At 53.7% G+C, this 25,725-nt stretch carries 26 protein-coding genes; 9 read left to right on the top strand and 17 right to left on the bottom strand.

What is annotated here, in order from left to right:
- The first annotated feature begins 54 nt into the window (after positions 1 to 54).
- The 3 genes from KDM89_RS08790 (at position 55) to KDM89_RS08780 (ending at position 2,931) form a co-directional block, all read left to right on the top strand.
- The gene (locus KDM89_RS08790) at positions 55 to 894 is read left to right on the top strand and encodes a PhnD/SsuA/transferrin family substrate-binding protein (RefSeq protein WP_212687573.1); all 840 of its coding nucleotides are present in this window, start codon (positions 55 to 57) and stop codon (positions 892 to 894) included.
- 204 nt (positions 895 to 1,098) lie between these two features.
- The gene (gene slmA, locus KDM89_RS08785; RefSeq protein WP_212687572.1) at positions 1,099 to 1,674 is read left to right on the top strand and encodes a nucleoid occlusion factor SlmA; all 576 of its coding nucleotides are present in this window, start codon (positions 1,099 to 1,101) and stop codon (positions 1,672 to 1,674) included.
- 801 nt (positions 1,675 to 2,475) lie between these two features.
- Positions 2,476 to 2,931, top strand: a complete 456-nt coding sequence (locus KDM89_RS08780) for an Mpo1 family 2-hydroxy fatty acid dioxygenase (RefSeq protein WP_212687571.1) — start codon at positions 2,476 to 2,478, stop codon at positions 2,929 to 2,931.
- Here the strand turns inward: KDM89_RS08780 and KDM89_RS08775 are convergent.
- Complete coding sequence (locus tag KDM89_RS08775) at positions 2,928 to 4,238, bottom strand: sensor domain-containing diguanylate cyclase (RefSeq protein WP_212687570.1); 1,311 nt, start codon at positions 4,236 to 4,238, stop codon at positions 2,928 to 2,930. The genes KDM89_RS08780 and KDM89_RS08775 overlap by 4 nt on opposite strands.
- 284 nt (positions 4,239 to 4,522) lie before the next feature.
- On the opposite strand from KDM89_RS08775, the gene pabB reads away from it, so the two are divergent.
- Positions 4,523 to 6,382, top strand: coding sequence for an aminodeoxychorismate synthase component I (gene pabB / locus KDM89_RS08770; protein WP_212687569.1), 1,860 nt, complete (start codon positions 4,523 to 4,525; stop codon positions 6,380 to 6,382).
- A 29-nt stretch (positions 6,383 to 6,411) separates the two neighbouring features.
- Here the strand turns inward: pabB and KDM89_RS08765 are convergent, their stop codons facing one another.
- From KDM89_RS08765 to gpmA, 6 genes are all read right to left on the bottom strand, one after another.
- On the bottom strand, positions 6,412 to 7,203 hold the full coding sequence (locus KDM89_RS08765) for a spermine/spermidine synthase domain-containing protein (protein WP_212687568.1): 792 nt from the start codon (positions 7,201 to 7,203) through the stop codon (positions 6,412 to 6,414).
- Positions 7,200 to 7,871, bottom strand: a complete 672-nt coding sequence (locus tag KDM89_RS08760) for a glutathione S-transferase family protein (RefSeq protein ID WP_212687567.1) — start codon at positions 7,869 to 7,871, stop codon at positions 7,200 to 7,202. Before KDM89_RS08760 ends, KDM89_RS08765 begins: the two co-directional genes overlap by 4 nt.
- Positions 7,872 to 8,142: 271 nt before the next feature.
- Positions 8,143 to 8,895, bottom strand: coding sequence for a HesA/MoeB/ThiF family protein (locus KDM89_RS08755; RefSeq protein ID WP_212687566.1), 753 nt, complete (start codon positions 8,893 to 8,895; stop codon positions 8,143 to 8,145).
- Positions 8,896 to 8,960: 65 nt separating this feature from the next.
- Positions 8,961 to 10,466: a S41 family peptidase gene (locus KDM89_RS08750; protein ID WP_212687565.1), complete on the bottom strand. Its 1,506-nt coding sequence runs from the start codon at positions 10,464 to 10,466 to the stop codon at positions 8,961 to 8,963.
- A 14-nt stretch (positions 10,467 to 10,480) separates the two neighbouring features.
- A complete protein-coding gene (locus KDM89_RS08745; RefSeq protein ID WP_212687564.1) occupies positions 10,481 to 11,827 on the bottom strand; it encodes a murein hydrolase activator EnvC family protein in 1,347 nt (448 codons plus the stop codon).
- 27 nt (positions 11,828 to 11,854) lie between these two features.
- Entirely contained in the window at positions 11,855 to 12,601 is a 747-nt protein-coding gene (gene gpmA / locus KDM89_RS08740; protein ID WP_189356462.1) for a 2,3-diphosphoglycerate-dependent phosphoglycerate mutase, read from the bottom strand.
- 177 nt (positions 12,602 to 12,778) lie between these two features.
- Here gpmA and KDM89_RS08735 point away from each other — a divergent pair, with 177 nt between their 5' ends.
- The 5 genes from KDM89_RS08735 to KDM89_RS08715 all read left to right on the top strand — a co-directional run bounded on the left by KDM89_RS08735 (position 12,779) and on the right by KDM89_RS08715 (position 15,780).
- Positions 12,779 to 13,186, top strand: a complete 408-nt coding sequence (locus tag KDM89_RS08735; RefSeq protein WP_212687563.1) for a rhodanese-like domain-containing protein — start codon at positions 12,779 to 12,781, stop codon at positions 13,184 to 13,186.
- Positions 13,187 to 13,218: 32 nt separating this feature from the next.
- Positions 13,219 to 13,482, top strand: coding sequence for a glutaredoxin 3 (grxC, locus tag KDM89_RS08730; protein WP_230427770.1), 264 nt, complete (start codon positions 13,219 to 13,221; stop codon positions 13,480 to 13,482).
- Between the two features lie 188 nt (positions 13,483 to 13,670).
- Complete coding sequence (gene secB / locus KDM89_RS08725) at positions 13,671 to 14,144, top strand: protein-export chaperone SecB (protein ID WP_212687561.1); 474 nt, start codon at positions 13,671 to 13,673, stop codon at positions 14,142 to 14,144.
- A 34-nt stretch (positions 14,145 to 14,178) separates the two neighbouring features.
- Entirely contained in the window at positions 14,179 to 14,625 is a 447-nt protein-coding gene (locus KDM89_RS08720; RefSeq protein WP_212687560.1) for an SH3 domain-containing protein, read from the top strand.
- A gap of 150 nt (positions 14,626 to 14,775) precedes the next feature.
- A complete protein-coding gene (locus KDM89_RS08715) occupies positions 14,776 to 15,780 on the top strand; it encodes an NAD(P)H-dependent glycerol-3-phosphate dehydrogenase (RefSeq protein WP_212687559.1) in 1,005 nt (334 codons plus the stop codon).
- A gap of 10 nt (positions 15,781 to 15,790) precedes the next feature.
- Here the strand turns inward: KDM89_RS08715 and KDM89_RS22720 are convergent, their stop codons facing one another.
- The 10 genes from KDM89_RS22720 to KDM89_RS08670 form a co-directional block, all read right to left on the bottom strand.
- Positions 15,791 to 15,919: a hypothetical protein gene (locus KDM89_RS22720; RefSeq protein ID WP_268977856.1), complete on the bottom strand. Its 129-nt coding sequence runs from the start codon at positions 15,917 to 15,919 to the stop codon at positions 15,791 to 15,793.
- A 211-nt stretch (positions 15,920 to 16,130) separates the two neighbouring features.
- The gene (locus tag KDM89_RS08710; RefSeq protein WP_212687558.1) at positions 16,131 to 16,655 is read right to left on the bottom strand and encodes a GAF domain-containing protein; all 525 of its coding nucleotides are present in this window, start codon (positions 16,653 to 16,655) and stop codon (positions 16,131 to 16,133) included.
- A gap of 378 nt (positions 16,656 to 17,033) precedes the next feature.
- Positions 17,034 to 18,368 carry an ATP-dependent protease ATPase subunit HslU gene (hslU, locus tag KDM89_RS08705; RefSeq protein WP_212687557.1) on the bottom strand — a complete coding sequence of 445 codons (1,335 nt, stop codon included), beginning with the start codon at positions 18,366 to 18,368 and terminating at the stop codon, positions 17,034 to 17,036.
- Positions 18,369 to 18,407: 39 nt separating this feature from the next.
- Positions 18,408 to 18,944, bottom strand: coding sequence for an ATP-dependent protease subunit HslV (gene hslV / locus KDM89_RS08700; protein WP_212687556.1), 537 nt, complete (start codon positions 18,942 to 18,944; stop codon positions 18,408 to 18,410).
- 121 nt (positions 18,945 to 19,065) lie between these two features.
- Positions 19,066 to 20,523 carry an STAS domain-containing protein gene (locus KDM89_RS22855; RefSeq protein ID WP_212687555.1) on the bottom strand — a complete coding sequence of 486 codons (1,458 nt, stop codon included), beginning with the start codon at positions 20,521 to 20,523 and terminating at the stop codon, positions 19,066 to 19,068.
- A gap of 272 nt (positions 20,524 to 20,795) precedes the next feature.
- Entirely contained in the window at positions 20,796 to 22,796 is a 2,001-nt protein-coding gene (locus KDM89_RS08690; RefSeq protein ID WP_212687554.1) for a TonB-dependent receptor, read from the bottom strand.
- A gap of 85 nt (positions 22,797 to 22,881) precedes the next feature.
- Entirely contained in the window at positions 22,882 to 23,268 is a 387-nt protein-coding gene (locus tag KDM89_RS08685; RefSeq protein ID WP_212687553.1) for a hypothetical protein, read from the bottom strand.
- A gap of 165 nt (positions 23,269 to 23,433) precedes the next feature.
- Positions 23,434 to 23,838 (bottom strand): RNA polymerase-binding protein DksA, encoded by a 405-nt coding sequence (gene dksA, locus KDM89_RS08680; protein WP_189356815.1) that lies wholly within the window; start codon positions 23,836 to 23,838, stop codon positions 23,434 to 23,436.
- Positions 23,839 to 24,034: 196 nt separating this feature from the next.
- Positions 24,035 to 25,126, bottom strand: coding sequence for a CobW family GTP-binding protein (locus KDM89_RS08675; protein ID WP_212687552.1), 1,092 nt, complete (start codon positions 25,124 to 25,126; stop codon positions 24,035 to 24,037).
- 23 nt (positions 25,127 to 25,149) lie between these two features.
- Positions 25,150 to 25,638, bottom strand: a complete 489-nt coding sequence (locus KDM89_RS08670; RefSeq protein ID WP_212687551.1) for a Fur family transcriptional regulator — start codon at positions 25,636 to 25,638, stop codon at positions 25,150 to 25,152.
- Positions 25,639 to 25,725: the final 87 nt, after the last annotated feature.

Here is a 25,725-nt window from a genome sequence, read left to right as displayed (position 1 = left end):
CCGTCCTGATGACCGGGCTGACCGTTTTTACAATTCAATCTGATTCTGAGACCTATGATGAAATTACGTCTGTTGCTTTCGTGTTGCCTGTTACTTGCCGCTGCTTTATTTTCTTCCACCGCCGCCGCTGCGCCTGCGCTGCGTCTGATCGTGCAGGAAGGGACTTCCAGTAGTGGTGAAGCTGACTACAGCACCAAGAAATACCAGTCGCTGGCAAACCAGCTGAGCGCATATCTGAAACGTGATGTGCAGGTGGTTGGCTTGTCGCCGCTGCGCCAGTTCGATCCTGAGCCTATGCGTCAGGGCGATATTTTTCTGGTACGTCCGAACTCTGTCGCCGGTATGGCAATTCAGAGCCTGGGCTTCGTGCCGGTCGTCGGTCTGGAATCCGGTACCAAAACACAGGTACTGATGATGGGTAGTGCTAATCTGAAGCGTGCACTGAAATCGCCGGAAGAACTGAAAAAACTGCGTTTTGCGATGCCGCCGGCAGACAGCGAAACAGCGCATGATGCGATGCGCATGCTGGAGCAAATGGGTGTGCGTCCTGACCAGATGACGGTTTACAACGTGAAACTGCAAGCCACGATTCCATTCGCACTGGAAAACAAACTGGCGGACGTTGGTGTGGTGAAATCGGATGCGACAGTCACCCCGAAAATGGGTACTGCCGGTTACATCGTGCTGGCTGAAAGTGAAAAGAAAGCACCGTGGGTCGTACTGGCCAGCAAAAAAGTGCCGGACGAAGTGCGTGATCAGTTGCGTGTTGCCATGCAGGCCATGATGAACAACCCGGAACAGAAATCCACACTGCAATCGCTGCGTATTCAGAGCGTACAGGATGTGAATGCGCAAATGTATCTGGATGCTTATAAGCGCTATCTCGGTAAATAATCCGCACCGGTATGAATAGAGACAGACCCGGGCCTGCGCTGGCAGTCCCGGGTCTGTTTTTGTGTTTCTCTCCACAAATCCTTGCAGATTGCTTCACAGGAATGGCGGGTTTCACATAGAATCACACCCCGCAGCGCTGGTTTCCGGCGCAGGAAAGCCGGCGGCCTTCCTCTTTTTCTGTATCACCTCTTACGAAGCAAAAACATGGCGAGTACCAAACCCGGCGAGCGTAAACTGCAGATTCTGCAAACGCTTGCAGCAATGCTGGAAAATCCTAAAGGCGAGAAGATCACCACCGCTGCCTTAGCGGCCCGTGTTGATGTCTCTGAAGCCGCCTTATACCGCCATTTCGCGAGCAAGGCCCAGATGTTTGAAGGCCTGATTGAATTTATCGAATCGACCGTGTTCGGGCTGATCAACCAGATTACTGAGCAGCAGGAAAACGGCGTGATGCAGGCACAGGCGATTGCCGCCATGTTGCTGAATTTCGCCGACAAAAACCGTGGCATGACCCGCGTGCTGACCGGCGATGTGCTGGTGAATGAAGATGAGCGTCTGCAAGCCAGAATGAATCAGTTCGCCGAACGCATAGAAATGGCATTCCGTCAGGCGCTGCGCATTGCCGCATCGCAGGGACAATTGCCGGAAAAAGAAGTGTCTGCCCGTTCTTCCGCACTGTGTAATCTGGTGCTGGGCCGCTGGCTGCGTTTCGCCAAAACCGGCTTCCAGTATCCTGTGGCAGAAGACGCGGCACTGCAGATCGCCTTACTGCTGCACTGATTCTGATCACTGAGCCGGAAGCGGTTGCACGCTGACTGCGTTTCAGACGACCTCCGCTCATTCAAAAAAGCACCGACACTGAAATCCAGTTGCGGTGCTTTTTTATTGCAGAGACCGGACCGTACCTGGCTGCGTCGCTGCCGCACTGTGTGGCGGACAGCCCTGAAGTCGCTGAAGCCACCGGAAAATGCCCGAAAATGCCTCAAATGCGGTGTTCAGCACAGCGATCCGGCGGTCGTCGGCAGAAAGTCCGGGCCTCCCAAAATGTCAGATGACGATATTTGCACAATGCTGACTGGTTTTACCGGGTTTGTGCAGATGAAAGAGCGCGGGATGGTACGCGCTCACGGCAGTGGTATGGCGCTGTCCGGTCATGCTGTAACCGCCCGCTTTTCCGTCGCTGACAAGCATGCAACAAAGCAGTTCTCAGACGATGGCTTTCCGCAGTATGATGTCCCGCTGTGCTGATTCCTTCAGCACACATCACTCTAGAACTCATTTCATAAATAGCCACGAGTGCGAACGCGAGGTGCCGGGAGGCAGTGCGCGGCGCCGTTGCGCAGCACAGGCTGGTGCCTGTGCGAGCGACGCAACAAAGCAATGCGCCCGGCACCTCCGTTCCCGGAGGGTTTGCCTCATAGCGCACGCTGGACAGCGTTGGACGCGTTGTGAATAGCACCGCTATTCACTGCCTTGTCCGCCTTGCCAGCCCGCGCTATGAGACAAACGCATCTCGCGGATATTTATGAAATGAGTTCTAGCTATCAGACCTCCTCAGGAGGCAATTGCGGAGACATCACCATGAACAATACGCAGAGTCCGGCGCGACGCCGGCCTGTTGACAGTTTGCTTTGGCGCTACACGGAAAGCCACCGGCATCCGGTCAATGAACTGATTCATTGTATTTGTGTACCAGCCATCGTGTTTACCCTGCTCGGCATGATCTGGTCGCTGCATCCGCTGGCCGCTTACGCCGTGGTACTGACGGCGCTGATTTACTATTTCTTTTTATCGTCGCGGCTGGCGCTGGGCATGTTGCTGATGGCAGCCTGTTTTCTGAGCGTGCTTGGTGCTTTACCGGTGGCACTGATTCGTCCGGTCTGTGCCGTGCTGTTCGTGCTGGCATGGATAGGTCAGTTTGTCGGGCACCATATCGAAGGCAAAAAGCCGTCTTTTTTTGAAGACCTGCGCTTCTTGCTGATTGGCCCGCTGTTTGTGCTGGGCGTGCTGTACCGCCGCCTGCGGATTCCGTATTAAGGTGTTGCAGACGGCGCTGTACCGGCCGGAGCGTGCAGATTCGGGTCGAACAGACTCCAGTGATTGCGTCCCGCCGCTTTGGCTGATTGCAGTGCCAGATCGGCATTGCGTAAGAACAGGCGCTGTTCCATGGCGTGTAAAGGGCAGCAGGCAATGCCGATGCTGCCGGTTACCATCAGCGAGCGTCCCTGCAGAATCAGGGGTTTGCGAATTGCCAGCAGCAAGCGCTCTGCCAGCTGACGCACCGTATCTAAATCCTGAATATTCGGCAGAATCGCCGCAAATTCATCCGCACTGACGCGGCACAGCGTATCGGTATTGCGCAATACTTCACGCAAGCGCTCTGCAATCGCACGCAAAACCAGATCGCCGGTTTCAAATCCGTGTTCATCGGTAATCTGGCGGAACTGATCGAGATCGATAAACATCAGCGCCAGTGTTTCGCCGGTATCAATCGCTTCTTCCACACTGTTGGTAATCAGTTTATGGAAGTAATGGCGGTTCGGCAGTTTGGTCAGGCTGTCGTGATTTTCCAGAATGGCCAGCCGGTTTTCTTCTGCACGCTGTTCACGCAGGGCGCTGTGGGTATCGGTTTCCCAGCTTTCCATGCGAGCCAGCATCAGGTTCAGACTGGTTTGCAGCGCACCGAACAGGCGCTCGCGGTCCGGTGTGACACGCAGGCTGTAATTCGACAGGCTGTTGACTTGCTCCAGCGTGCTGACCACATCATCCAGCGGTTGCAGCAGCTTCAGTTGCTGCGCCACCATCCAGCGCACCAGCAGCCAGCCGAGCAGCGCGGCAAACGGTAATCCGGCCAGAAACAGAATGCCGCCAAACTGCCAGACCGGCAGCATGCTGACTTCCACCCGTAACTGACCGCGCAGACCACCGGAATCGGTAATCGGCGTTTGCAACACTTGTACGCTGAAAGTCTGGCGCAGGCGCAAACCGGTCATCACCGATGTCAGGCGTACGGATTCCGGCGCAATCAGATTGCCGTTAGCCCACGCCACCACGGTTTTTCCTTCGCGTCCTACGACGGTCACGGATTCCCAGTGTGAGTAGTTACTCGCGTTTAAAGCCTGATTTTGTATAGCGCGTAAATCGCCGGTGATTAAATGGTCGCCCAGATTGCTGGCCAGAATCTGCACTTCCTGCCGTAATGCGGCGGAGCGCTGTTGCCAGAACAGCAGGGTGCTGATCAGCGTCAGTGCACACAAAACACTGAGGCAAAAGATGGCCGCCAGCCGGAACTGCTGGTGATACAAACGGGCGCCGATCGGCAAACTGAAAGAAGGAGTCTTCATGGAAGCAAACTTAAAAAACAGACTGCCGCTGTGAAGCGTCAGCTGTACCGGCTTTTTTGTCGGCGGTAACCGGGATACTGAGCACATGTCGCCGGTGTCATACCGTGTTCCGCAACAGGCCGGTTTTGCGGAAGTGGTGACACAATTTCCGCTATTTTGCAGGAAAGCGATGGCGATCTGTACATATTTCTTTGGCTGTTGTGTGTATGCACTGCACAGGCGCTTGTGCAAACCGGCAGCGGAGCAGGTAAACTGCCGGTCTTCCCTGGCTGTTTTCTGGTGTTATGTCTGATCTTCCTTCCGCAACGGTACTGACCGGCGAAACCTGTTTTGCTTTACTTGATGACGCACGCTCAGACGGTCAGGCTTCGCGCCTGTTTCTGGGACATGCAGGTACGGTGCTGTGCGCGCATCCTACGCAGTGGCAGGAATGCTGGCAGCAAGTGCAGCAGGCGCTGCAGCGCGGTTTGTATGCCGTCAGTGTTTTATCGTACGAAACCGGTGCGATGCTGCAGGGTGTCAGCCCGCGTGCAGATCAGCAGGCATCGCAGATCTTACTGTTTTCCGAATGCCACCATCTGAACCGTGAACAGGTTGAAGCCTGGCTGAGCCAGCGTGAACCGGCCTTATCCGGCATTGCTGAAATTCAGCCAAGTGTGCAGCGCGAAGCATTTTGCGAAGCGATTCAGCGGATACGGGATTACATCCGTGCCGGTGATACCTATCAGGTCAATTACACCTACCGCCTGCATTTCGATGCTTACGGTGAGCCGGTCGATTTATACCGCCGTTTGCGTGAACGTCAGCCGGTACCTTACGGCGCGCTTATCCGCTTGCCGGATCAGCAAACCATCTTATCGTTTTCGCCGGAATTATTTGTGCAGCATCAGCAGGGCATATTACGCGCACGTCCGATGAAGGGAACGGCTGCTGCCAGCGGGGATGCAGCGGAAGATCAGGCAAGAGCACAGGCTTTGTCGCAGGACATCAAAAACTGCGCTGAAAATCTGATGATTGTCGATTTGCTGCGCAACGATCTGGGGCGTGTCGCAGAAACTGGTAGTGTGCAGGTACCGCGTCTGTTTGAAGTCACCCGTTTTTCCAGCGTACTGCAAATGACTTCCACCATCGAAGCACATTGCCGTCAGGGACTGACGCTGGGCGCGCTGATGGATGCGCTGTATCCGTGCGGCTCGATTACCGGTGCGCCGAAGCGTCGCACCATGGAAATTATCCGCGAACTGGAAACCGAAGCGCGTCACGTCTACACAGGTGCGATTGGCTGGTTTGATCCGGTCAGCGCGGAAGGTGATCTGCCGGATTTTTGTCTCGCGGTGCCGATCCGCACGCTGCAATTACAGCCGGCTATTCAGGATGCGAAAGGCCGTTACCGCCGTGGCGTACTGGGCGTTGGCGCAGGGATAGTGTACGACAGCGACCCGCAACTCGAATTTGAAGAGTGTCAGTTAAAAGCCCGTTTCCTGACCGGCTTGCTGCCGCAGGTGGGGCTGATTGAAACCATGATGGCGGACGGTGGCGAAATCCGGCATACGGAATTGCACTGGCAAAGGCTGCGTACCTCCGCCGCTGTGCTGGGGATTCCGCTCGCGGATCAGCAGCTTGCCGCATTGCGTGAACAGACTGAAAACATGGTGAAGATGGCTGGTTCGCAAGCACAGCGGGTACGCATACAGTTGCAGCCGGATGGTCAGAGCATTGCGCAGACTTTTCCGCTGGCGCCGCTGAGTACGCCGGAAAACGTTCTGCCGCGCTTTATTCTCGCTGATCAGATACTGAACAGCGGTGACTATCTGTTGCGCCATAAAACCACGTTCCGGGCCGTGTATGACGATGCCTGGCGTGCAGCCGAACAGCAGGGCGCATTCGATGCCGTGTTTCAGAATGAACATGGACATCTGACGGAAGGCGGACGCAGCACGCTGCTGGTGAAACTGCAGGGACAATGGTTCACGCCACCGCTCAGTGATGGTGTGTTAGCCGGTACCATGCGCCGTTATGCGATGGAAAATGCACCGTGGCAAGCGCAGGAGCGCAGCCTGACGGTGCATGATCTGGAAGCTGCGGAAGCCATTTGTCTGTGCAATGCACTGCGCGGCATTTTTGCGGTGCAGTGGCAGCGCTGAGCTTTGCCGTGCAGTATCAGACAGTCAGCTTAAGCGATTTCCTGCATCCAGCGCTGTAAGCCTTTGACCCATTTTGCCGCTGGCAATTTGTAGCGTGTGCGGATCTCTGCGGCACGTTCGTATAAAGCATCAAAATCAATTACCGGTGCCGAACGGAATGCCAGCACAACCGTGTTGGCATCATGGACCAGCGGTAACCAGCACACCGCATCAAAAGATTCAGACAGCATGGCAATGTGATCATCGCAATTGCGGCGGAAATTTTCCGGTGTGCCGAAAATATTCACGGTCAGTATGCCTTGCTCATTCAGCAGTTGCGCACACGACTGATAAAACGGAATACTGCCCAGCGCGGGGGCTTCCGCCGCCGCATCATATAAATCAATTTGCAGAATATCGACGCTGCCTGCGCGGCGCGGGTCCGCTGCAAAGTCCAGCGCATTCAATTCCAGCACCTGCAATCTCGCATCATCTTCCGGCAGGAAAAAATGCGTGCGGCAAGCCTGAATCACCGCCGGATTCAGTTCCACAGCCGTCACCCGCGTATCCGGAAAACGGTGATAACAAAACTTCGTCAGCGCCGCCGCGCCCAGACCAAACTGCACAATGTGCTGCGGCTGATCCTGAAACAGCAGCCACAGCATCATTTGCTGTACGTATTCCAGTTCAATCTGATCCGGCACCGCAAGACGCATTGCACCCTGAATCGCGTCAGAGCCCAGATGCAGCGTGCGCACGCCGTGTTTATCGACGACGTTGACGGAGGGCAGCGTAATGCTGGCGGACTGATCGCGGTAAGCCTGTGTTGCCTTTGACTTCATGCAGGCGCTCCGGGATGCCAGGGTTCCGGCGATTCGCGCTCACACATCAGTTGCCAGCTGGGGCGTTGTGCCACCCGCGCTGCCAGTTGCTGCAAAGCCGGCCAGCCGGTAGCAGGACGCGGCATGTGACGCGACCAGCGCATCAGTACGGTCAGATAAAAATCGGCAAGCGATAACTGATCGCCGCACAGATACGGGCCATTTTTCTGCAAATGGGCTTCCAGAAAATCCCAGAAACCCGCCATGCGTGTCTGCAAATCTTCTTTCAGGCCGCTCGGATAATCGCTGAAACCCAGCGTTTCCGGATAAAACCATAAGCGGTAGGTCGCATGCAAATTGTGGCTCAGATAAAACAGCCATTCACGGCAGCGTGCATGAGCCACGCTGCCGGCTGCCGGCATCAGACCTGCATCAGGAAAATGTTCTGCCAGCAGCATCAGTATTGCTGGTGTTTCCTGATAAGCGACGCCTTCATGCACCAGCGTCGGCACAACGCCTTGCGGATTCAGCGCAAGGTAGGCTGGATCTTTTTGTGCGCGGATACTGAAATCCACCTTTTCCAGCTGATAAGCAGCCTGCGCCTCCAGCAGCGCCAGATGTACAACCATGCTGGCAGTATTCGGCGCGTAATACAGTGTGTACATAGATTCTTTCTGTATAGAACTCATTTCATCAATAGCCACGAGTGCGAACGCGAGGTGCCGGGAGGCAGTGCGCGGCGCCGTTGCTTGCACAGGCTGGTGCCTGTGCAAGCAACGCAACAAAGCGATGCGCCCGGCACCTCCGTTCCCGGAGGGTTTGTATCATAGCGCACGCTGGGCAGCGTTGGACGCGTTGTGAATAGCACCGCTATTCACTGCCTTGTCCGCCTTGCCAGCCCGCGCTTTGAGACAAACGCATCTCGCGGATATTGATGAAATGAGTTCTGGTATTTGCCGTTCAGTGCTGTTGTCCGCACACCAGACACGCTGGGTTACGTTTCGTGTTGATGCGCGTCCATTCCATACTGATGCTGTCCAGCATCAGCAAACGTCCGGCCAGACTTTTACCTAATCCCATCATCAGCTTCAGTGCTTCCGCTGCCTGCATCGTACCGATCATACCAACCAGTGGTGCGAACACGCCCATACGTGAGCACAGCACTTCTTCAAACTCAGCATCGGGCGGAAAAACACAAGCGTAGCAGGGCGCATCTTCACGCCGCGCATCATAGACGCTGATTTGTCCATCAAAACCAATGGCAGCACCGGAAACCAGCGGCACCTTATGCGCGACACAGGCACGATTAACGGCATGACGGGTGGCAAAGTTATCGCTGCAATCCAGCACGACAGTTGCACCCGAAATCAGTTGATACAAGCGTTCCTGATCCGCTTTTTCCTGAATCGTATGAATCTGAATATCCGGATTAATACGCTGCAGTGTTTGTTTGCCGGACAGAACTTTTGCTTTTCCGACGCTTTCGCTGCTATGCATAATCTGACGTTGCAGATTGGTCAGATCCACATGGTCATGATCTACCAGTGTGATGGTGCCTGTGCCTGCGCTGGCCAGATACATTGCTGCCGGTGAGCCCAGTCCGCCTGCACCGATAATCACGGCATGCGCATCATGAATTGACTGCTGGCCTTCAATGCCGATGGCTTCCAGCAAAATATGCCGGGAGTAACGAAGTAATTGCTGATCATCCATATGCTGTTGCTGTTTACCGCTGCGGAGTATGATGAAAAAGGGCCGCTGTTGCGGCCCTGTGATGTTTATTTTTTCTTAGGTTCGGAGTGATTGCCGTGAGATTTATCCGATTTATCGGTTTTTTCAGATTTCTCTGATTTCTCGGATTTGGCGTCAGTATCTTTCTCTTTGCGTTCTGCCAGTTTCACCGGCAAACCTTTCAGATGATTCAGCGCCTGTGTCAGCTGGAAGTCTTCCTTGCTGCCGTATTCCAGCGGTTTTACTTTTTTCGCCAGTTCCAGCAGTTTTTTCTCTTCTTCCTGCTCATCCACTTTCGGACGGGAAATTTCCTTGTCTTTATCGTTGCTCAGATGCTTTTGCAAATCTGCTTCGCGTGAACGGAAAGTGTTCAGACCATCGCCTTCTGCTGTTTCTTCGACCAGCAAATCCGGCTCAATACCACGTGCCTGAATCGAACGGTCTTTCGGTGTGTAGTAACGCGCTGTCGTCAGTTTGACTGCAAAATCCGGCTCTTTCGCATTGACAGGGAAGCGGATGATGGACTGAACCGAGCCTTTACCGAAACTCTGCGTACCCATGATCGTGGCGCGTTTGTAATCCTGCAGCGCACCTGCCACGATTTCGGATGCCGATGCAGAGCCGGTGTTGATCAGCACCACCATTGGCACGTTTTTCACGGCTTCCGGCAATTTGGACAAAGGATCGCTGAGTGTGCGGCCGCTGTAGTATTCGCGGCGCGCATAGTAAGTCACGTTCTGGTCATCCATCTGACCTTTGGTCGATACCACGGCCACATCTTTTGGCAGGAATGCAGCAGATACACCGATTGCACCCGGCAACACGCCGCCCGGATCATTGCGCAGATCCAGCACCAGACCTTTGATGTTCGGGTCTTGCGCATACAGTCCCTGCAGTTTTTTGACCATATCGTCGACGGTCGGCTCCTGGAACTGCGACACACGCAGCCATGCATAGCCCGGCTCAACGATCTTTGCTTTCACGCTTTGCTGTTTAATGATTTCGCGTGTGATGGTGACAACGATAGGCTTGTCTTCAGTCTTACGGGCAATCGTCAGTGTGATTTTAGTATTCGGTTCGCCGCGCATTTTTTTGACGGCTTCATCCAGCGTCAGACCTTTGACCGGCTGAGAGTCGAGGCGAGTAATCAGATCACCCGGCTTCAGACCTGCACGGTAAGCCGGAGAATCTTCAATCGGCGAAACGACTTTCACATAGCCGTCTTCCATACCGACTTCAATACCCAGACCAACGAAACGGCCCTGTGTACTTTCATTCAGATCTTTAAACGATTTTTTGTCGAGATATGCCGAGTGCGGATCCAGCGAAGTCACCATGCCGGAAATCGCGTCGGAAATCAGTTTGGAATCTTCCACCGGTTCGACGTACGACGATTTAATCAGTCCGAACACATTGGACAGGCTTTGCAATTCCTTTAACGGAATAGGTTGCGTGGCTTCTTTCTGAGCCAGCGCGGAAAACTGCATGGAGACAGCAACACCGGCCACCATGCCGAGTCCGATCAAGCCTAAGTTTTTAAATTTACTGCCCATGTTTCACCTGATTCTTATTTAACAGAGATCCAGTTTAAAGGATCGAATGCCCGTCCTTCACGACGGATCTCAAAGTATAAACCTGATTCTTCGTTTGCGCCGCTGCTGCCGGCGCTGGCGATGACATCACCTGCTTTAACGGTATCGCCGACATGTTTGAGTACAGACTGATTATTGCCGTAGATACTCATGTACTTATCGCCGTGTCCGACAATGACCATATTGCCATAACCTTTGTACCAGTCAGCAAAAATGACTTTACCCGGTGCAACGGCGCGTACTTCGCTACCTTCGGGCGCCTTAATGAACAAACCTTTCCAGGTCGGGCCATCACCGCGCCGGCTGCCGAACTTCGCCAGAATGTCGCCGCGTACCGGTAAACGCATCTGGCCTTTGAGCTTATCGAACTCGCCTGCCGCCGGAATGCTGCTGCGTACTTCGCGTACCGGCTCTTCAGGTTCTGCCGGTTTAATCGGTTTAGACGGTGCCGGTTTATTGCCTTCAGACGGACGAGTTGCATTTTTCCTGCGTTCCAGTTCCGCCAGCCGCTCTTTTTCTTTCTGTGCTGCCAGTCTTTCCTGACGCAATTTCTCTTCCCGCTCGGCACGGGCTTTTTCTGCTTTGATCTGCTCTTCGATCAACTGGTTCAGTTTTCCGACCAGTTGTGTCAGCCTTTGTTCATCTTTTTGCAGATTATCGGCCTGACGGCGCTGTGTATATAATTTATCGGATAACTGGGTCACCAGCGTTGCATGCTTTTTCTTTTCACGTTCCAGCGCGGCTTTGTGTTCTTTTTCTTCTTCGGTAATTTCATCCAGCTCGGTTTTAACCTGCTGAGTTTCCAGCGTATTCTGTTCTACCGCTTTGAGGCTGCTGCGCAGACCGTCAATCATTTTTGCCTGAGTTTGTGACACGTAACCCATGTACTGCAAATCACGGTTAATCCGGTTCGGATTATCACCGGACAGCAACAGCTTCATTCGATCGCTGTCGCCATGCATGTACTGACGTTTCAGGAAACCGGATAAACGTTGCTTTTGCTTTTCAACTTCTGCTTCCAGCGCAGCGCGCTTAGCGTACAGTTGCTGCAGACGTGTTTCGGTATCTGCCTGTTCGCTTTGCAGATCACGCAGAGAGCGGTTGGCTTCCGATACGGCTCGCTCTGATTCCGCCAGCGCATCGGCAGCGTGATCTTTTGCGTTTTCGGTTTTGCTGATATCGGCTTTCAGCGCTTTCAACTGCTGTTGCAGTTCAGCGCGATCGGCTTCTGCACGGGCTTTTTGCTGTGTGCGGCTCGGGCTGGCTGCCAGCGCAGCCGATACTGCGCCTGCCAGAGACAGGCACAGTATCAGTGAACGCATTGTGGAATTGCGATCCGGCATCCGGGTTTACTTCGCTTTACCCTGACTTGCCACAGCTGCCAGCGCAGCCTGAATCGCGGACTGGTCGCCCAGATAGTAATGACGGATCGGTTTCAGATCAGCATCCAGTTCATACACCAGCGGCTGGCCGTTAGGGATGTTCAGATTCACGATATCGTCGTCGCTGATGTTATCCAGCATTTTAATCAGGGCGCGCAGGCTGTTGCCGTGGGCGCTGATCAGTACGCGCTGGCCGGAACGGATGGCCGGTGCAATGCTGTCTTCCCAGGCAGGCATGACGCGCGCAACGGTATCTTTCAGGCATTCTGTCAGCGGGATCTGTGCACGGTCCAGACCGGCGTAACGCGGGTCGTTGAAGGAAGTGCGGTCATCATCTTCTGCCAGCGGATTTGGTGGTGTGTCATAGCTGCGACGCCATACCAGTACTTGTTCGTCACCGTATTTGGCAGCGGTTTCCGCTTTGTTCAGGCCTTGCAGTGCACCGTAATGACGTTCGTTCAGACGCCAGTCGTGTTTGACCGGCAGCCACATCATATCCATCGCATCCAGCGTGCCCCACAGCGTGCGGATCGCGCGTTTCAGTACGGAGGTGTAAGCCACGTCAAAGCTGTAGCCGGATTCCTTCAGCAGTTTGCCGGCAGCAGCAGCTTCCGCCACACCTTTTTCAGTCAGGTCAACATCGGTCCAGCCAGTGAAGCGGTTTTCCAGGTTCCAGGTGGATTCGCCGTGGCGCATCAATACGAGTTTGTACATAGTAAAAGTCAGGTTTGTTGTTAATAGGTTCAGGAAAATCAGCTGCTACCGGTTTGCAGACGCTAAAAAATGACTGAACAGCAAACTTTCCTGAACCTGTTGCGCAAGTTCTGTGCGGCAGCGGCATCTATTTTATAATGACAGGCTTCCGATAACCATTTTTACGACGGGAAAGCTGTGAAATTCATTTTAGACTGGAATAATCTGATCCTGATCGCGATGGCCGTAGTTTCCGGTATCGCATTGTTGTTGCCTGTGCTGCAACGTCGCGGGGCACGTGTGTCCCAGATTCAGGCAACCCAAATGATGAATCAGGGCAAGACACTGGTGCTGGATGTCCGCAGCGCAGAAGAGTTTGCAACCGGTCATCTGCCAAAAGCGAAAAATATTCCATTACCGGAACTGGCGCAGCGCATCGCCGAACTGGAAAAATCCCGCAATAACGTTGTGATCACCGTATGCAAATCCGGTGTCCGCTCTGCCAGTGCTGCTTCTGTGCTGACCAAAGCCGGTTTTGCACAGGTGTTCAGTCTGGAAGGTGGTACGGATTCCTGGCGTGAGCAGGGTCTGCCGATCATCAAATAATCAGGAGTAGTGACGTGAAACCTCAAGTTGTGATGTACAGCACGGCAGTGTGCCCGTATTGCGTGATGGCAGAGCGCCTGCTGAAATTCAAAGGCGTGGAAGAAATTGAAAAAATCCGTGTGGATCTTGATCCTGCCGTGCGTGAAGCCATGATGCAGAAAACCGGTCGCCGTACCGTACCGCAGATTTACATCGGCGATACCCATGTCGGAGGCTTTGATGATTTGTCGGCACTGGACCGCGCCGGCAAACTGGATGCCTTGCTGAACCCTGACTTGACGAATAACAACGAATAACGGGCCTGTGTCGCCGCAAATTGCTGTTTTTGTCATCTCCTTGCTAAAATGCCTGCGCGAAATCTTGAAAAGGGCGGTTTTGTCCTCATCTGGGTTTTGTTATGCCGGCAAGGAGACCGCACAGGCATAGCCGACCTGAGTCGTCCAGCTGTTCATTGTTAATCTTTTAGAAATATAGAAAGTCTCACATGTCTGACGAAAATCTGCAGCCCGTATTCCAAATTCAACGCGTATATCTGAAAGATCTGTCGCTTGAACAGCCAAATTCCCCAGCTATTTTCCTGGAACAGCAAGCACCTGCTATCGAAGTTTCTCTGGACGTTGGTCAGGAAAAACTGGCAGACGGTATCTATGAATCCACAGTAACCGTGACTGTTACTGCAAAAATCGGCGAAAAAGTGGCTTTCCTGGTTGAAGGCAAACAAGCCGGTATTTTCGAAGCACGTAATATCCCTGACGATCAGATCGATCCGCTGCTGGGTATCGGTTGCCCGAACATCATTTACCCTTACCTGCGTTCTAACATCGCTGATGCGATCACACGCGCTGGCTTCCCGCCTATCCATCTGTCCGAAATCAATTTCGAGGCATTCTACGTTCAGCGTCAGCAAGTTGCGACTGAACAACAGGCAAATACAGAAGCACCGGCAACTGTACAGTAATCCTGAAAGGGCCCTGCGGGGCCCTTATGATTTTATGCGCACTCTGATTATTTCTGCTTTTTCTTTCCTGACGCTGGCCGGCTCTTTGTCTGCCCAGGCGCTGGAATACCGTTCGGTAGGTCCGAATCCGGTCATTATGTACGATGCGCCTTCATTGAAAGGTGCCAAATTATATGTCGCGCCGCGTGGCATGCCGGTGGAAGTGGTGTTTACATCCGGTGCATGGAGCAAGGTGCGTGATGTCAGTGGTGAACTGAGCTGGGTCGAAACCAAGGATCTGATCACCCGCCGCAATCTGATTGTGAAAGCTGCCAGCGCAAAAATCCGTGCTTCGGCCGACGAGGCTGCGCCGCTGGTGTTCAGTGCGGACAAGCATGTATTGCTGGAAATGGCGGAACCGGCTTCCGCAGGCTGGGTCAAGGTCAAACATAAAGACGGCCAGATCGGTTACGTCAGAATCAGCGAAGTCTGGGGTTTGTAAGCACTTCGCTGCAAAAAAATATCTCAAAGGACAGTGCGCTGTCCTTTTTCTTTCTTTCCTTATCATTGCCGAAAATCTGCAAATCTCTGCGAAATCTGCGGTATATTCCCGCCTGATGCGGAGCTTTGCCGCGACAACAGCAGGAGACGTATGAATATCAGTGTGTTAGGTGCAGGTGCCTGGGGTACCGCTGTCGCGATTGCGCTGGCAGCGAAAAATCAGGTGGTGATGTGGGGGCGTAATCCCCGTGCCATGCAGGAAATGGAAGCAGCACGTGAAAACATCCATTATCTGGCCGGTTATCCCTTACCTGAATCAATGCAACTGACCGCCGATTTTGATGCCGCGATTGCGCATGCCAGCGGGGCTGACGATATTCTGATTATTGCGACATCGGTATCTGGTTTGCGTCCTACGCTGGAAGACTGTGCTTTGCACCGCCCGCGCCGTATTGTCTGGCTGTGCAAAGGTCTGGAAGAGCAGAGTTGCCTGCTGCCGCATCAGGTGGCTGCTGAAGTGCTGGGCGACAGCTGTGAGCTCGGCGTCCTGTCCGGCCCTTCGTTCGCACAGGAAGTGGCGCAGGGTTTGCCTTGCGCACTGACGATTGCATCGGCTTCTGCTGCTCTGTGCCGTGATGTGGTGACAGCGCTGCATGGCAACGCGATCCGCGTGTATTCCAGCGATGATGTGGCAGGTGTGGAAATCGGCGGCGCCGTCAAAAATATCATGGCGATCGCCACCGGCGTCGCTGATGGTCTCGGTCTCGGGCTGAATGCCCGTGCCGCGCTGATGACGCGTGGCCTGGCAGAAATCAGCCGTCTGGGCGTGGCGATGGGTGGCAAAGCGGAAACGCTGATGGGGCTGACCGGTGTCGGTGATCTGATACTGACCTGTACCGGTGATTTATCGCGTAACCGTCGTGTTGGTCTGGCGCTGGCGCAGGGGAAATCGCTGGAACAAATCGTCAGTGAACTCGGTCATGTGGCGGAAGGCGTGCGCTGTGCCCGTGCTGTGCGCGAAATGGCGGTGCGCCTCGGTGTGGATATGCCGATCACCAATGCGGTGGCAGCGGTGCTGTTTGATCAGATGAGTGCGCAGGACATGATACAGCGCCTGATGGCGCGTGATGCGAAGCAGGAGTTGCAGGCACGCTGAACGTCGCGGCTCAGCGCAGGCTGTTTTGCGGGAATAAACGCTGAATCACCGGTGCCGGCACCGCCTGCCCCTGTAAAAAATCACGGGCAAATGCCTGACCCATCAGTTCAGCGTACTGAATACCCAGTTCCACCACCATACGTGTACACAGATCACGCCGTCGTAATGAGTGGCGTAACTTGCGGCAGCGTTTTCGGTTCCGGCATCCGGGCATGATGAAGGTGATGCAGAGCTTCAGAGAAGTCTGCAGTCTATGCGAGACGCTGCGAAATTGCCAGTACTGCTACAGAAGAATCACGGCCGCTTTTGCGGCCGTTTTGTTTGATAAGGTGCAGGAAAAGCGTACAGGCTTATGCGCCGCTGATCTGACTGAAATCTGTTGCTTGCATAAACGCTGCCACCATGGCTTCCAGACCCTGCTGATCTTCTGCCGTGAAGCGGTTCAGTTTCGGGCTGTCGATATCAAATACGCCGTACAGTTTGCCGTCTTTGATCAGCGGAATCACGATTTCAGAATTCGATGCAGAATCGCAGGCGATATGGCCCGGGAAGGCGTGCACATCCGGTACCAGAATGGTACTGCGCTGCGCTGCTGTGGTGCCGCACACGCCGCGACCGAAAGGAATACGCACGCAGGCAACCTTGCCCTGAAACGGGCCGAGCAGCAAATCATGACTGAATTCGCCACCGGCTTTGGCAGCTGGCGTACACAGGTAAAAACCGGCCCAGTTCAGATCGCTGAGACTGTGATACACCAGTGCTGAAAATTGCGCGGCATTGGTCATCAGCGCGGTTTCGCCGGTCAGAATGCTGGAAACTTGCTGAGTGAGCAGGGAATAATCAGGGCGGTCTGTGGCCGCAGCGGTTTCAAACATGCGATATCTTTCAAATCTAAAGTGAATGGCCGTGCCATGAACACCGGCTCTGCGCCGGAAAACGCGCGCTTATGATACCGGAAACTGAGAACACAGGTCGGTGCAGGCGTCATCGGCTCTCGTTGTATCAGGCTGTCTGTGCTGCGGAACACGTTCTGCATACTGTGACTGTGCAAGTATCGTCATTTGACATTTCCGGAGGCCCGGACTTTCTGCCGACGACCGCCGGATCGCTGTGCTGAACACCGCATTTGAGGCATTTGTGATGCTCTGGCGGCTTGCTGTAGCGGCTGTAAACAAAAAGCACCGGATTCCGGCGGGCGGAAGAGGTGCTTTCTTGATTGTCAGCCAGCGTTGACCGGCTGAACAAGCGGGTGTTTACAGCACGTAGCGCGACAAATCTTCATCCACCGACAAAGCGCCGAGGCGGGATTCCACATAGGCTGCATCGATGCTGAAGGTCTGGCCACTGAATTGCTGGGCTTCGAATGACAAATCTTCCAGCAGTTTTTCCATTACGGTGTACAGACGACGCGCACCGATGTTTTCAGTGGTTTCATTGACTGAGTACGCAATGCTGGCGATTTTCTCGATGCCATCCGGTGTGAACGCGACTTTTACGTCTTCGGTTTCCAGCAAAGCCTGATACTGACGGGTCAGGCAGGCATCGGTGCTGGTCAGAATACGTTCAAAGTCAGCCACCGACAGCGATTCCAGTTCCACGCGAATCGGGAAGCGGCCTTGCAGTTCCGGAATCAGATCCGATGGTTTGGCCAGATGGAAAGCGCCGGACGCGATGAACAGAATATGATCGGTTTTGATCATGCCGTACTTGGTGTTGACGGTGGTACCTTCCACCAGTGGCAGCAGATCACGTTGTACACCGGCGCGTGACACTTCGGCGCCACCGGCTTCCGAGCGCGATGCAATCTTATCGATCTCATCAAGGAACACGATACCGTTTTGCTCGACGTTGCGGATCGCTTCCTGTTTCAGATCTTCTTCATTGACCATTTTGGCGGCTTCTTCATCCACCAGCAGACGGAAAGCTTCTTTGATTTTCAGCTTACGCGCTTTCTTTTTGCCATTGCCCATGCCGGAAAACATGGTTTTGATCTGCTCGGTCATTTCTTCCATGCCCGGTGGTGCCATGATTTCCATGTGCGCAACCGGTTCCGCGACTTCGATTTCGATTTCTTTATCGTCCAGCGCACCTTCACGCAGGCGTTTGCGGAAAGTCTGGCGGGTGCCGGTATCGGCGGCATTTTGTTCGCCTTCCGGATGAATGCCGAAATCACGTGCCGGTGGCAGCAGAATGTCGAGGATACGGTCTTCGGCGGCATCTTCGGCACGCATACGCACTTTGCGCATCGCACTTTCACGGGTTTGTTTGATGCCGATATCGACCAGATCGCGGATGATGGTATCCACGTCGCGACCGACGTAACCGACTTCCGTGAACTTGGTGGCTTCGATTTTGATAAAAGGCGCATCCGCCAGTTTGGCCAGACGGCGCGCAATTTCGGTTTTGCCGACGCCGGTAGGGCCTATCATCAGAATATTTTTTGGCGTGATTTCGTGGCGCAGCGGTTCCTGTACCTGCTGACGACGCCAGCGGTTACGCAGCGCAATCGCGACTGCTTTTTTCGCTTTGGCCTGGCCAACCACGTGTTTATCGAGTTCGGAGACAATCTCCTGCGGAGTCATATTCATAGTCTTATCCTGTCGTGAGAACAGCGCGCGCTGCGCAGCTTATTCCAGTGTTTCGATGGTGTGCGAGAGATTGGTGTAGATACACATTTCACCGGCAATCGTCAGCGATTTTTTGACGATATCCACCGGCGACAATTCGGTATTTTCAAACAGGGCGATGGCAGCAGCCTGCGCGTAATTGCCGCCGGAACCAATCGCACCAATACCCTGATTCGGCTCCAGCACATCCCCGTTACCGGTAATGACCAGTGTCGTGTCTTTATCGGCGACCAGCAGCATGGCTTCCAGACGGCGCAGCATGCGGTCGGTACGCCAGTCTTTTGCCAGTTCTACCGAAGCGCGCATCAGGTGGCCCTGATGTTTTTCCAGCTTGGCTTCAAAACGCTCGATCAGGGTGAATGCGTCGGCGGTGCCACCGGCAAAACCGGCCAGCACTTTGTTGTGATACAGCTTACGGACTTTGCGGGCTGTTCCCTTCATGACGATATTGCCCAGTGTGACCTGACCATCGCCACCCAGTGCCACCTGATTACCGCGGCGAACGGTCAGGATGGTTGTGCCGTGAAATTGTTCCATGAGATACCTCTGAGTAAAAAAGCAGACATCCACAACCGGTGGCTGTGTTGTCCGGGCTTGTGTGCAAGCCTGAATGTCGTCTCAGATGGGGGGTGTTCGCCGGATTACAAGCGCCGACAACTCAGTGCTTGCGCAGGGTGATCGTCGCGATGTTTTTGAGTCCCATCGCGTTAAACAGCATCATGACCAGATAATTGACTTCGGTGAACTGAATAACAGCACCCGGCTGACCGGAAATCGGCGCAAGTCCGTTCAGCAATTCGGCAGTGGCAGAGAACTCAACGCGTTCCAGATCAGTGCAGTCCAGAATCAGCGGATTATGTTTTTCAGAGAATTCTGTAATCCGTTTCAGCAGTGTATCCAGCTTGCCATGCACGAGACGCGGCATGCGGAAATTGCTGCCTTCCTGCTGCTCATCATTGGCGGCTTCGTCATCTTCACGCAGGGTGATTTCAGGGAAAGCACTGCTGATATTCTGACGCGGTGCTTCAAACGAAGGCGGAGACACTTCGAAAGTCACACAGTAATCCATGCTGACTTCTTCGAATGCGCGTTCCAGATGCAAAAATTGCAGCAATTCCAGCAACAACAGCCACGGCGCTTCAGTTTCATCGCGTCGGCCAACCTGCAGAATCGAGCGGATGCGATCCGTCAGATCCTGAGCGCCGACTAACATCAGTGAAATACCGGAACGTTTTAATTGTTTCAGGCTGCGCAGCAATAAACCGCAGCCAACCGGATCCACCTCGCGGATGCGGGAAAAGTCCAGACGCAGGCTTTCAGAGCGGGAAGCGAAGTTCTGTACTTTCTCAATGGTCTTGACGACGCCGATATCCAGCTTGGAAGGAAACAAAACAGAAGGGCCGGAGCCGGAAACCACTTCCGGTTCAGGCTCCGCCGCTTTGGCGTCCGCCGGCCACAGTGGCGGCGAGGTTTCAAATTTGCTGGCGTAATCGAGCGACAGGCTTTCAAACTGTTCCTGATTATGTGTCAGGCGATACAGGTCAAACAGCATTTGCCATGCCACTTCGGTGGCGCTGCCCAGATTCTGATGGCGGATCGCGCTTTGCAGCATTTGTTCTGCTGCATCGTTCTGTCCATTGGAATAAAGGATCGCTGCTTCTTCGAGAATCGGTACGGATTCGCTGTAAGCGAGAATATTGCCGTGAATTTCTGTGTTTTGCCCCATCAGATAATCAGACGGCATCATCATCGGCAGCGTAGTTTCAAAATCGACAGCGCTGGACGGGCGGGCAATCGGCTCGGTATGTGCAATCAGATTACCAACCGTATCACCATCATTGCTGCCCTGATTTTTTGCATCACTGCGTGTTAACACGGGCGGGCGGGTTTTGACGATGTCGCGCGACATTTCAAATTCGATCGCATCAATCTTGCGTTCGGTGGCGCGGGCGATATGGCGTTGCGCGATGATGGAATTGGAGAAAATTTCGCTGTCAGGAAAGCTGGTAATGACGGTGTTGCCAGACGACGTACGTGTCTTTTTGGACGGACTTTTCTCAGAAGAGCGTCCGTCTTTCTTGCCACCTTTTTTACCAAACAGTGAAAAAATCCCCACGTTGTTCCTAAAAGAGTTGAAACAAAACCGCTGTAACATCAGCTGCCTGCTGAAAGTATATGCCTAATCAAAGGGCAATGGTGCAGCAGCCACCTTGCAGGGAACTGATTTTAACCAAAATTCAAGAATTATCTTTTACTGTTTGTAAGGGGATTACGCTTTTTTCGGTGATTTTACATGCAAAAAAGGCGGAATTCTCCGCCTTTCCGAGGGCGTCAGTAGTGAGCTGCCCTTATTTCCTTATTACAATTCGTAACACGGAAGCTGCCGCATCAGAAGCTGACGCGCACGCCGGCTGCCAGATGGCGACCTTGTTGAGGCACTGTTTCACGCAGAATTGATGTCGATAAACGAATATCCTGATTCAGGATATTTTTAGCGGTCAGGAACCAGGTCAGCTGCGCTGCCGGTAAGGATTGTGTCCATGTGATATCCAGATCCATTTTGGTATACGACGGGGTCACAAAGTTCTCAAAGCTGGCCAGTCTGTCCTGCTTCATTGCATGCAGCGTACGCAGTGTCGTGCGCCATACACCCTGACGGTAGCCGATATCAAAGCCGGTGCGGACGGCAGGTTGCAGTGGCAGATTGCCGGCATTATCCAGATAGCCGCGTGACAGGTCGCCGAACACACGACCGGACCAGCCTTCGCCGCTGTGGTTGTATATCCATTCACCTTCAACGCCGTACAGATGTGCTTTGGCCTGTTTCCAGTGACGCATCAGAAATTCACCGTCTGCGGCGGCATTGCCTTCTTCATCGACGCGGCTGCCGTCAGTTTGTCCGTAAACATAATTATTGACTGCGTTATAAAACGCATTAATTTTCCAGCGATGCAAACCGGTATTTTTCTGCAGACTCAGTTCCAGATTGCGTGATTCTTCTTTTTTCAGACCGTTATCACCGATATCAAATGTCGCGGTTGATTCATGTGGCCCCTGTGAATACAGCTCTTCGGTTGCCGGTGCACGTTGTGCCAGCGAGAAACTGACACCCGCTGCATAGCCCGGTGTGAATTGCCACAACGACCCTGCAGAAGCTGACCACAGACGGAAACTGCGCGCAGGCAGCGCGGATTGTTGTTCAGGATTGCGGCTGACGTTTTCAATACGGGCACCGACGCTGTGTAGCCAGTCGCCCATTTGTTTTTCTTCCACTGCGAACAAAGCGTAAGCATCGGAACTGGTCGCCGGAATCGTGTCCGAGCGCCCGGTCGCGACCGCCAGTGCAGAGAAATTTTCGCGCTGCGCTTGCAGACCGATACTGCCCTGCCAGCCTGCAATCGCCAGATGTTTCATGCTCAGACGTGCTTCTGTCGTTTTATTTTTGAAGCGGGTATCCGGCGTACCATCCTGCTGGTTTTCCGTATGCTGATAATCGGTGTGGCTGAGTTTCAGACTCAGGTCTTCAAAGCCGCTGAAAGGCTTTTTAATCAGGCTGTCGAAATCGGTGCGGTTCTGACGTAAGTCGATGAAAGAACGTTCATCGGTCGGAATGCCGTAAGTCTGCTGCAGATTTTCAAACGACATACCGGCATAACCCCAGTTGCCAATGTAGGATGCACCGGCACTCAGATTTTGGGCGCGGGTAAAACTGGACGCCAGCCGGCCATTCTGCGAACCGGCATCGTTCTGACGTGCAAAACCCGGAATGGCATAATCACCGGTGCGGCGTTTATTGCCTTCCAGATGCCATGCCCATTGTTGCGCCGATCCGTCCAGCGAAAAACTGCCACTTTTCTCATCGTTACCGCTACCGGCACGCAATTCCGCCTCGCCGCTGGTTTTACCGGTGACTTCGGTTGGAATCCGTTTATCCACGACATTGACTAAACCGCCAATCGCGCCGCTGCCGTACAGCAGGGAAGCCGGGCCGCGCAGCACTTCAATTTGTTGTGCGGTTGCACTTTCAGTGGCTACCGCATGATCGTTAGACAGACTGGATACATCCGCAACGCCCATGCCGTTCTGCAGAATTTTGATACGCGGACCTTCGAGGCCGCGAATGACCGGGCGCGATGCCGCCGCACCGAAACCGGATGCGGAAACGCCCAGTTCGCCGCTCAGTGTATCGCCGAGGGAAGTACTGAGTTTATTCCGTAATTCATTGCCGGTCAGGATTTTGGCCGGTGTCAGCACCTGCATTTCTTCGGATTTACCGAGCGGGTTGGCACTGATGATGACAGAGGAAGCTTCTTCGGCGAAGACAGGTGAGCAGGTAAAAGCAGACAAAACGGCAGCCGCAGCTGCTGTCAGAGATAAAGACAGACGCATATTCAATCCTGAAACAAGAAATCAGAGAAAAACGGAAACAGCCTGCATCGCCGGCGGCGTGTGCAGGACAACATTCATCAGAGATTCAGATTGCAGGCGGGGCGCGTGAAGAGAAGGCCAGTCTCAGACTGGCGAGCCAGATGATCTGGGGAGGAAAGGCTTGCATCACTGCACCGACGGTGAGCATCGCTGCCACAGGCGGCGTGAAATGCAGATAGTCCGCAGCAAAACTGGCATCGGTCAGTGCGCACGAGTGCAGCAGAGAATCTTCCGCTGACTGTGGCATCAGATCGCGCAGCAGGCCGGATTGCGGCATCAGGGTTTGCACCTTACCGTTTTGCCAGCCTGCATGCACCAGCTTGTGCGTGAAGCCCGTCCATTGCCCCAGCAGCAGCGCAGGCAGCAACAGCCACATCAGCCAGTGACGGCTGCGGCGGTGCAGGCGGCGCAGTACAGGAAACAGGTTTGGCATACGCAATTCAGCAGGATGTCAGAGTGAATACCGGATTGTGACCGGAAAAATCAGCGGGAGTTCCGCTTGCTGGCGAGTTTATCGCAACTCTGTTGCAAATAAAAATAAAAAAAGCGTGCAGAAACCTGCACGCCTTTTGACGTGATGTCAGTCAGGAAACAAAAATCAGTCGCCGTACAGCTTCTGTTTCATTTCACGGCGCTGCTGTGCCTCCAGCGACAGGGTTGCTGTCGGACGGGCAAGCAGGCGAGGAATACCGATGGGTTCACCGGTTTCTTCACACCAGCCGTAGTCTCCTTCGTCAATGCTCACGATGGCTTGCTGCACTTTTTTCAGCAGTTTGCGTTCGCGGTCACGGGTGCGCAATTCCAGCGCATGCTCTTCTTCGATGGTGGCGCGGTCAGCCGGATCAGGTACCAGAACGGTTTCGCGAAGATGTTCAGTCGTTTCGTCGGCGTTCTTGAGCAGGTCCTTTTCCAGTTGCTGCAGGCGAGCTTTAAAAAAAGCAAGCTGTGCGGCATTCATGTAATCCTTTTCGCCCATGGCGAGGATTTCCGCTTCGGTAAGCAGAGCTTGAGGTGCGCTGACAGTTGCAGTCGATTTAGATGATTTAGTTGCCACTTCGCAGACTTTCGATACAACGGGTTAATACATAGGATGCGTGGAAACAGGCATCGCGATTCCGGACTATCCTCCCCAGACTGTGCAGGAATCTGCCGGGGTTTGTTGCCCAAACAGAAATGGTCCGGCACAGCAGCCCGTTAGTTTATACCAAACATTGCTCTAATCCTTCAATTAATGCTTCTTTTGGTAAATTTTTGCCAATAAAGACCATTTTGCTTTGTTTTGTTTCGCCATCTTCCCACTTCATTCCGAGATCTGTCCCCATAATCTGGTGAACTCCCTGGAAAATCACCTTACGCTCAGCGTTTTCCATATACAACACTCCTTTGTAGCGCAGCATGCGCGGGCCGAATACCTGCACCATGCCGCCCAGAAACTCATCCAGCTTCGCGGTATTGAACGGACGTTCGCTGCGGAAAACAAAGGCTGCGATGTCGTCGCTGTGGTGGCTGTCGTGATGATTGTGCTGATGTTTGTGATCATGGCCGTCATGGTGGTCGTGATCATGGCTGCAGTGTTCATCACAGTCGTGGCCTTCGTGATCGTGATGATGGTGATCATGTTCATCGTGGCCGCTGGCTTTCAGGAAATCCGGGTCCAGTTCCAGTTTCGCATTCAGGTGGAAACCTTTCAGATCAAATACTTCGCGGATATCTACTTTGCCGAAATGTACTTCGCCAATCGTGGCGCGCGGATTCATATGAATCAGGCGGGAGCGCAGTGCCTGCACCGAAGCCGGATCGGATAAATCGGTTTTGGAGAGCAGAATTTTGTCAGCAAAACCGACCTGACGCTGGGCTTCTTCATGTTCATCGAGTTGTTGCATTGCATGACGTGCATCGACCAGCGTGACGACGGCATCCAGCATATAGTGCATGCCGATTTCTTCATCCATGAAAAAAGTCTGTGCAACCGGGCCGGGATTGGCCAGACCGGTGGTTTCAATCACGACCCGTTCAAAGTCGATTTCACCGGCATTGCGGCGAGCGATCAGATTGCCCAGTGCCACGATCAGGTCACCGCGTACGGTGCAGCAAATGCAGCCGTTGCTCATTTCCACGATTTGCTCACGCGTGTCCTGCACCAGAATTTCATGGTCGATATTTTCCTGACCGAATTCATTTTCAATCACGGCGATTTTCATGCCGTGCTGTTCCTGCAGGATGCGGTTCAGCAGCGTGGTTTTACCGGCACCCAGAAAGCCGGTCAGGATGGTGGTGGGAATCAAAGCCATACAAGCTCCTCGTCAGTATGCGTTTATTCAGACAGGCTGGCGCAGTGTTTGCACCAGCCTTTAATGGTCAGTTCGAGTTCGTGGCAAACATAGCCTGCGCCCATAATGGCTTGCAGGCTGGTGTTCAGCGTTTCCGGCAATTGTGTTGCGGATAAGGATTCATCCAGACAAAAAATCTGTGCGCAGCGTGTGCACTTGAAATGGCTGTGCTGATGATTGCTGACAGCCTGCAGCGTATGCTGCTGGCTGGCATAGCGGAACACGCGGTCATCGCCGGAAATTTTGTGAGCGATGCCGTGTTCAGTCAGGCAATCCAGCGTGCGGTACAGCGTTACGCGATCCAGATCCGGTATGTCGTCATGGATTTCCTGATGGGTCAGCGCGCGCCTTGCACGCAGCAGCACACACAGCACATCAAGTCGCGATGCGGTAACTCTTACGCTAAAGGCGCGCAACTGGCGGTCTGCTTCTTTCAGCAGAGCTTTAGAGGGAATACTCAGGTCAGGTGCCATAATCCGGAGCGGTAAAACGCGAAAGGAGTCGCATTATGCCTGAACTTGCAACTCAGTTGCAAAAATATTGCGCCGGTTTTGAAGCTT

Origin of the sequence: Cognatundibacterium luofuense (assembly GCF_018139685.1) — a bacterium.
In the GTDB taxonomy this organism is placed as follows: domain Bacteria; phylum Pseudomonadota; class Gammaproteobacteria; order Burkholderiales; family Burkholderiaceae_D; genus Undibacterium; species Undibacterium luofuense.
The sequence above is the reverse complement of the archived record's forward strand: the minus strand, read 5'-3'. Positions and strand labels throughout refer to the sequence as shown.

What these genes read in the sequence shown, in the direction of transcription:
- KDM89_RS08790 (WP_212687573.1), top strand. Translation starts at nt 55, where the DNA reads ATGATGAAATTACGTCTGTTGCTTTCGTGTTGCCTGTTACTTGCCGCT.
- slmA (WP_212687572.1), top strand. Translation starts at nt 1,099, where the DNA reads ATGGCGAGTACCAAACCCGGCGAGCGTAAACTGCAGATTCTGCAAACG.
- KDM89_RS08780 (WP_212687571.1), top strand. Translation starts at nt 2,476, where the DNA reads ATGAACAATACGCAGAGTCCGGCGCGACGCCGGCCTGTTGACAGTTTG.
- KDM89_RS08775 (WP_212687570.1), bottom strand. Translation starts at nt 4,238, where the DNA reads ATGAAGACTCCTTCTTTCAGTTTGCCGATCGGCGCCCGTTTGTATCAC.
- pabB (WP_212687569.1), top strand. Translation starts at nt 4,523, where the DNA reads ATGTCTGATCTTCCTTCCGCAACGGTACTGACCGGCGAAACCTGTTTT.
- KDM89_RS08765 (WP_212687568.1), bottom strand. Translation starts at nt 7,203, where the DNA reads ATGAAGTCAAAGGCAACACAGGCTTACCGCGATCAGTCCGCCAGCATT.
- KDM89_RS08760 (WP_212687567.1), bottom strand. Translation starts at nt 7,871, where the DNA reads ATGAGTTCTATACAGAAAGAATCTATGTACACACTGTATTACGCGCCG.
- KDM89_RS08755 (WP_212687566.1), bottom strand. Translation starts at nt 8,895, where the DNA reads ATGGATGATCAGCAATTACTTCGTTACTCCCGGCATATTTTGCTGGAA.
- KDM89_RS08750 (WP_212687565.1), bottom strand. Translation starts at nt 10,466, where the DNA reads ATGGGCAGTAAATTTAAAAACTTAGGCTTGATCGGACTCGGCATGGTG.
- KDM89_RS08745 (WP_212687564.1), bottom strand. Translation starts at nt 11,827, where the DNA reads ATGCGTTCACTGATACTGTGCCTGTCTCTGGCAGGCGCAGTATCGGCT.
- gpmA (WP_189356462.1), bottom strand. Translation starts at nt 12,601, where the DNA reads ATGTACAAACTCGTATTGATGCGCCACGGCGAATCCACCTGGAACCTG.
- grxC (WP_230427770.1), top strand. Translation starts at nt 13,219, where the DNA reads ATGTACAGCACGGCAGTGTGCCCGTATTGCGTGATGGCAGAGCGCCTG.
- secB (WP_212687561.1), top strand. Translation starts at nt 13,671, where the DNA reads ATGTCTGACGAAAATCTGCAGCCCGTATTCCAAATTCAACGCGTATAT.
- KDM89_RS08720 (WP_212687560.1), top strand. Translation starts at nt 14,179, where the DNA reads ATGCGCACTCTGATTATTTCTGCTTTTTCTTTCCTGACGCTGGCCGGC.
- KDM89_RS08715 (WP_212687559.1), top strand. Translation starts at nt 14,776, where the DNA reads ATGAATATCAGTGTGTTAGGTGCAGGTGCCTGGGGTACCGCTGTCGCG.
- KDM89_RS22720 (WP_268977856.1), bottom strand. Translation starts at nt 15,919, where the DNA reads ATGGTGGTGGAACTGGGTATTCAGTACGCTGAACTGATGGGTCAGGCA.
- KDM89_RS08710 (WP_212687558.1), bottom strand. Translation starts at nt 16,655, where the DNA reads ATGTTTGAAACCGCTGCGGCCACAGACCGCCCTGATTATTCCCTGCTC.
- hslU (WP_212687557.1), bottom strand. Translation starts at nt 18,368, where the DNA reads ATGAATATGACTCCGCAGGAGATTGTCTCCGAACTCGATAAACACGTG.
- hslV (WP_212687556.1), bottom strand. Translation starts at nt 18,944, where the DNA reads ATGGAACAATTTCACGGCACAACCATCCTGACCGTTCGCCGCGGTAAT.
- KDM89_RS08690 (WP_212687554.1), bottom strand. Translation starts at nt 22,796, where the DNA reads ATGCGTCTGTCTTTATCTCTGACAGCAGCTGCGGCTGCCGTTTTGTCT.
- KDM89_RS08685 (WP_212687553.1), bottom strand. Translation starts at nt 23,268, where the DNA reads ATGCCAAACCTGTTTCCTGTACTGCGCCGCCTGCACCGCCGCAGCCGT.
- KDM89_RS08675 (WP_212687552.1), bottom strand. Translation starts at nt 25,126, where the DNA reads ATGGCTTTGATTCCCACCACCATCCTGACCGGCTTTCTGGGTGCCGGT.
- KDM89_RS08670 (WP_212687551.1), bottom strand. Translation starts at nt 25,638, where the DNA reads ATGGCACCTGACCTGAGTATTCCCTCTAAAGCTCTGCTGAAAGAAGCA.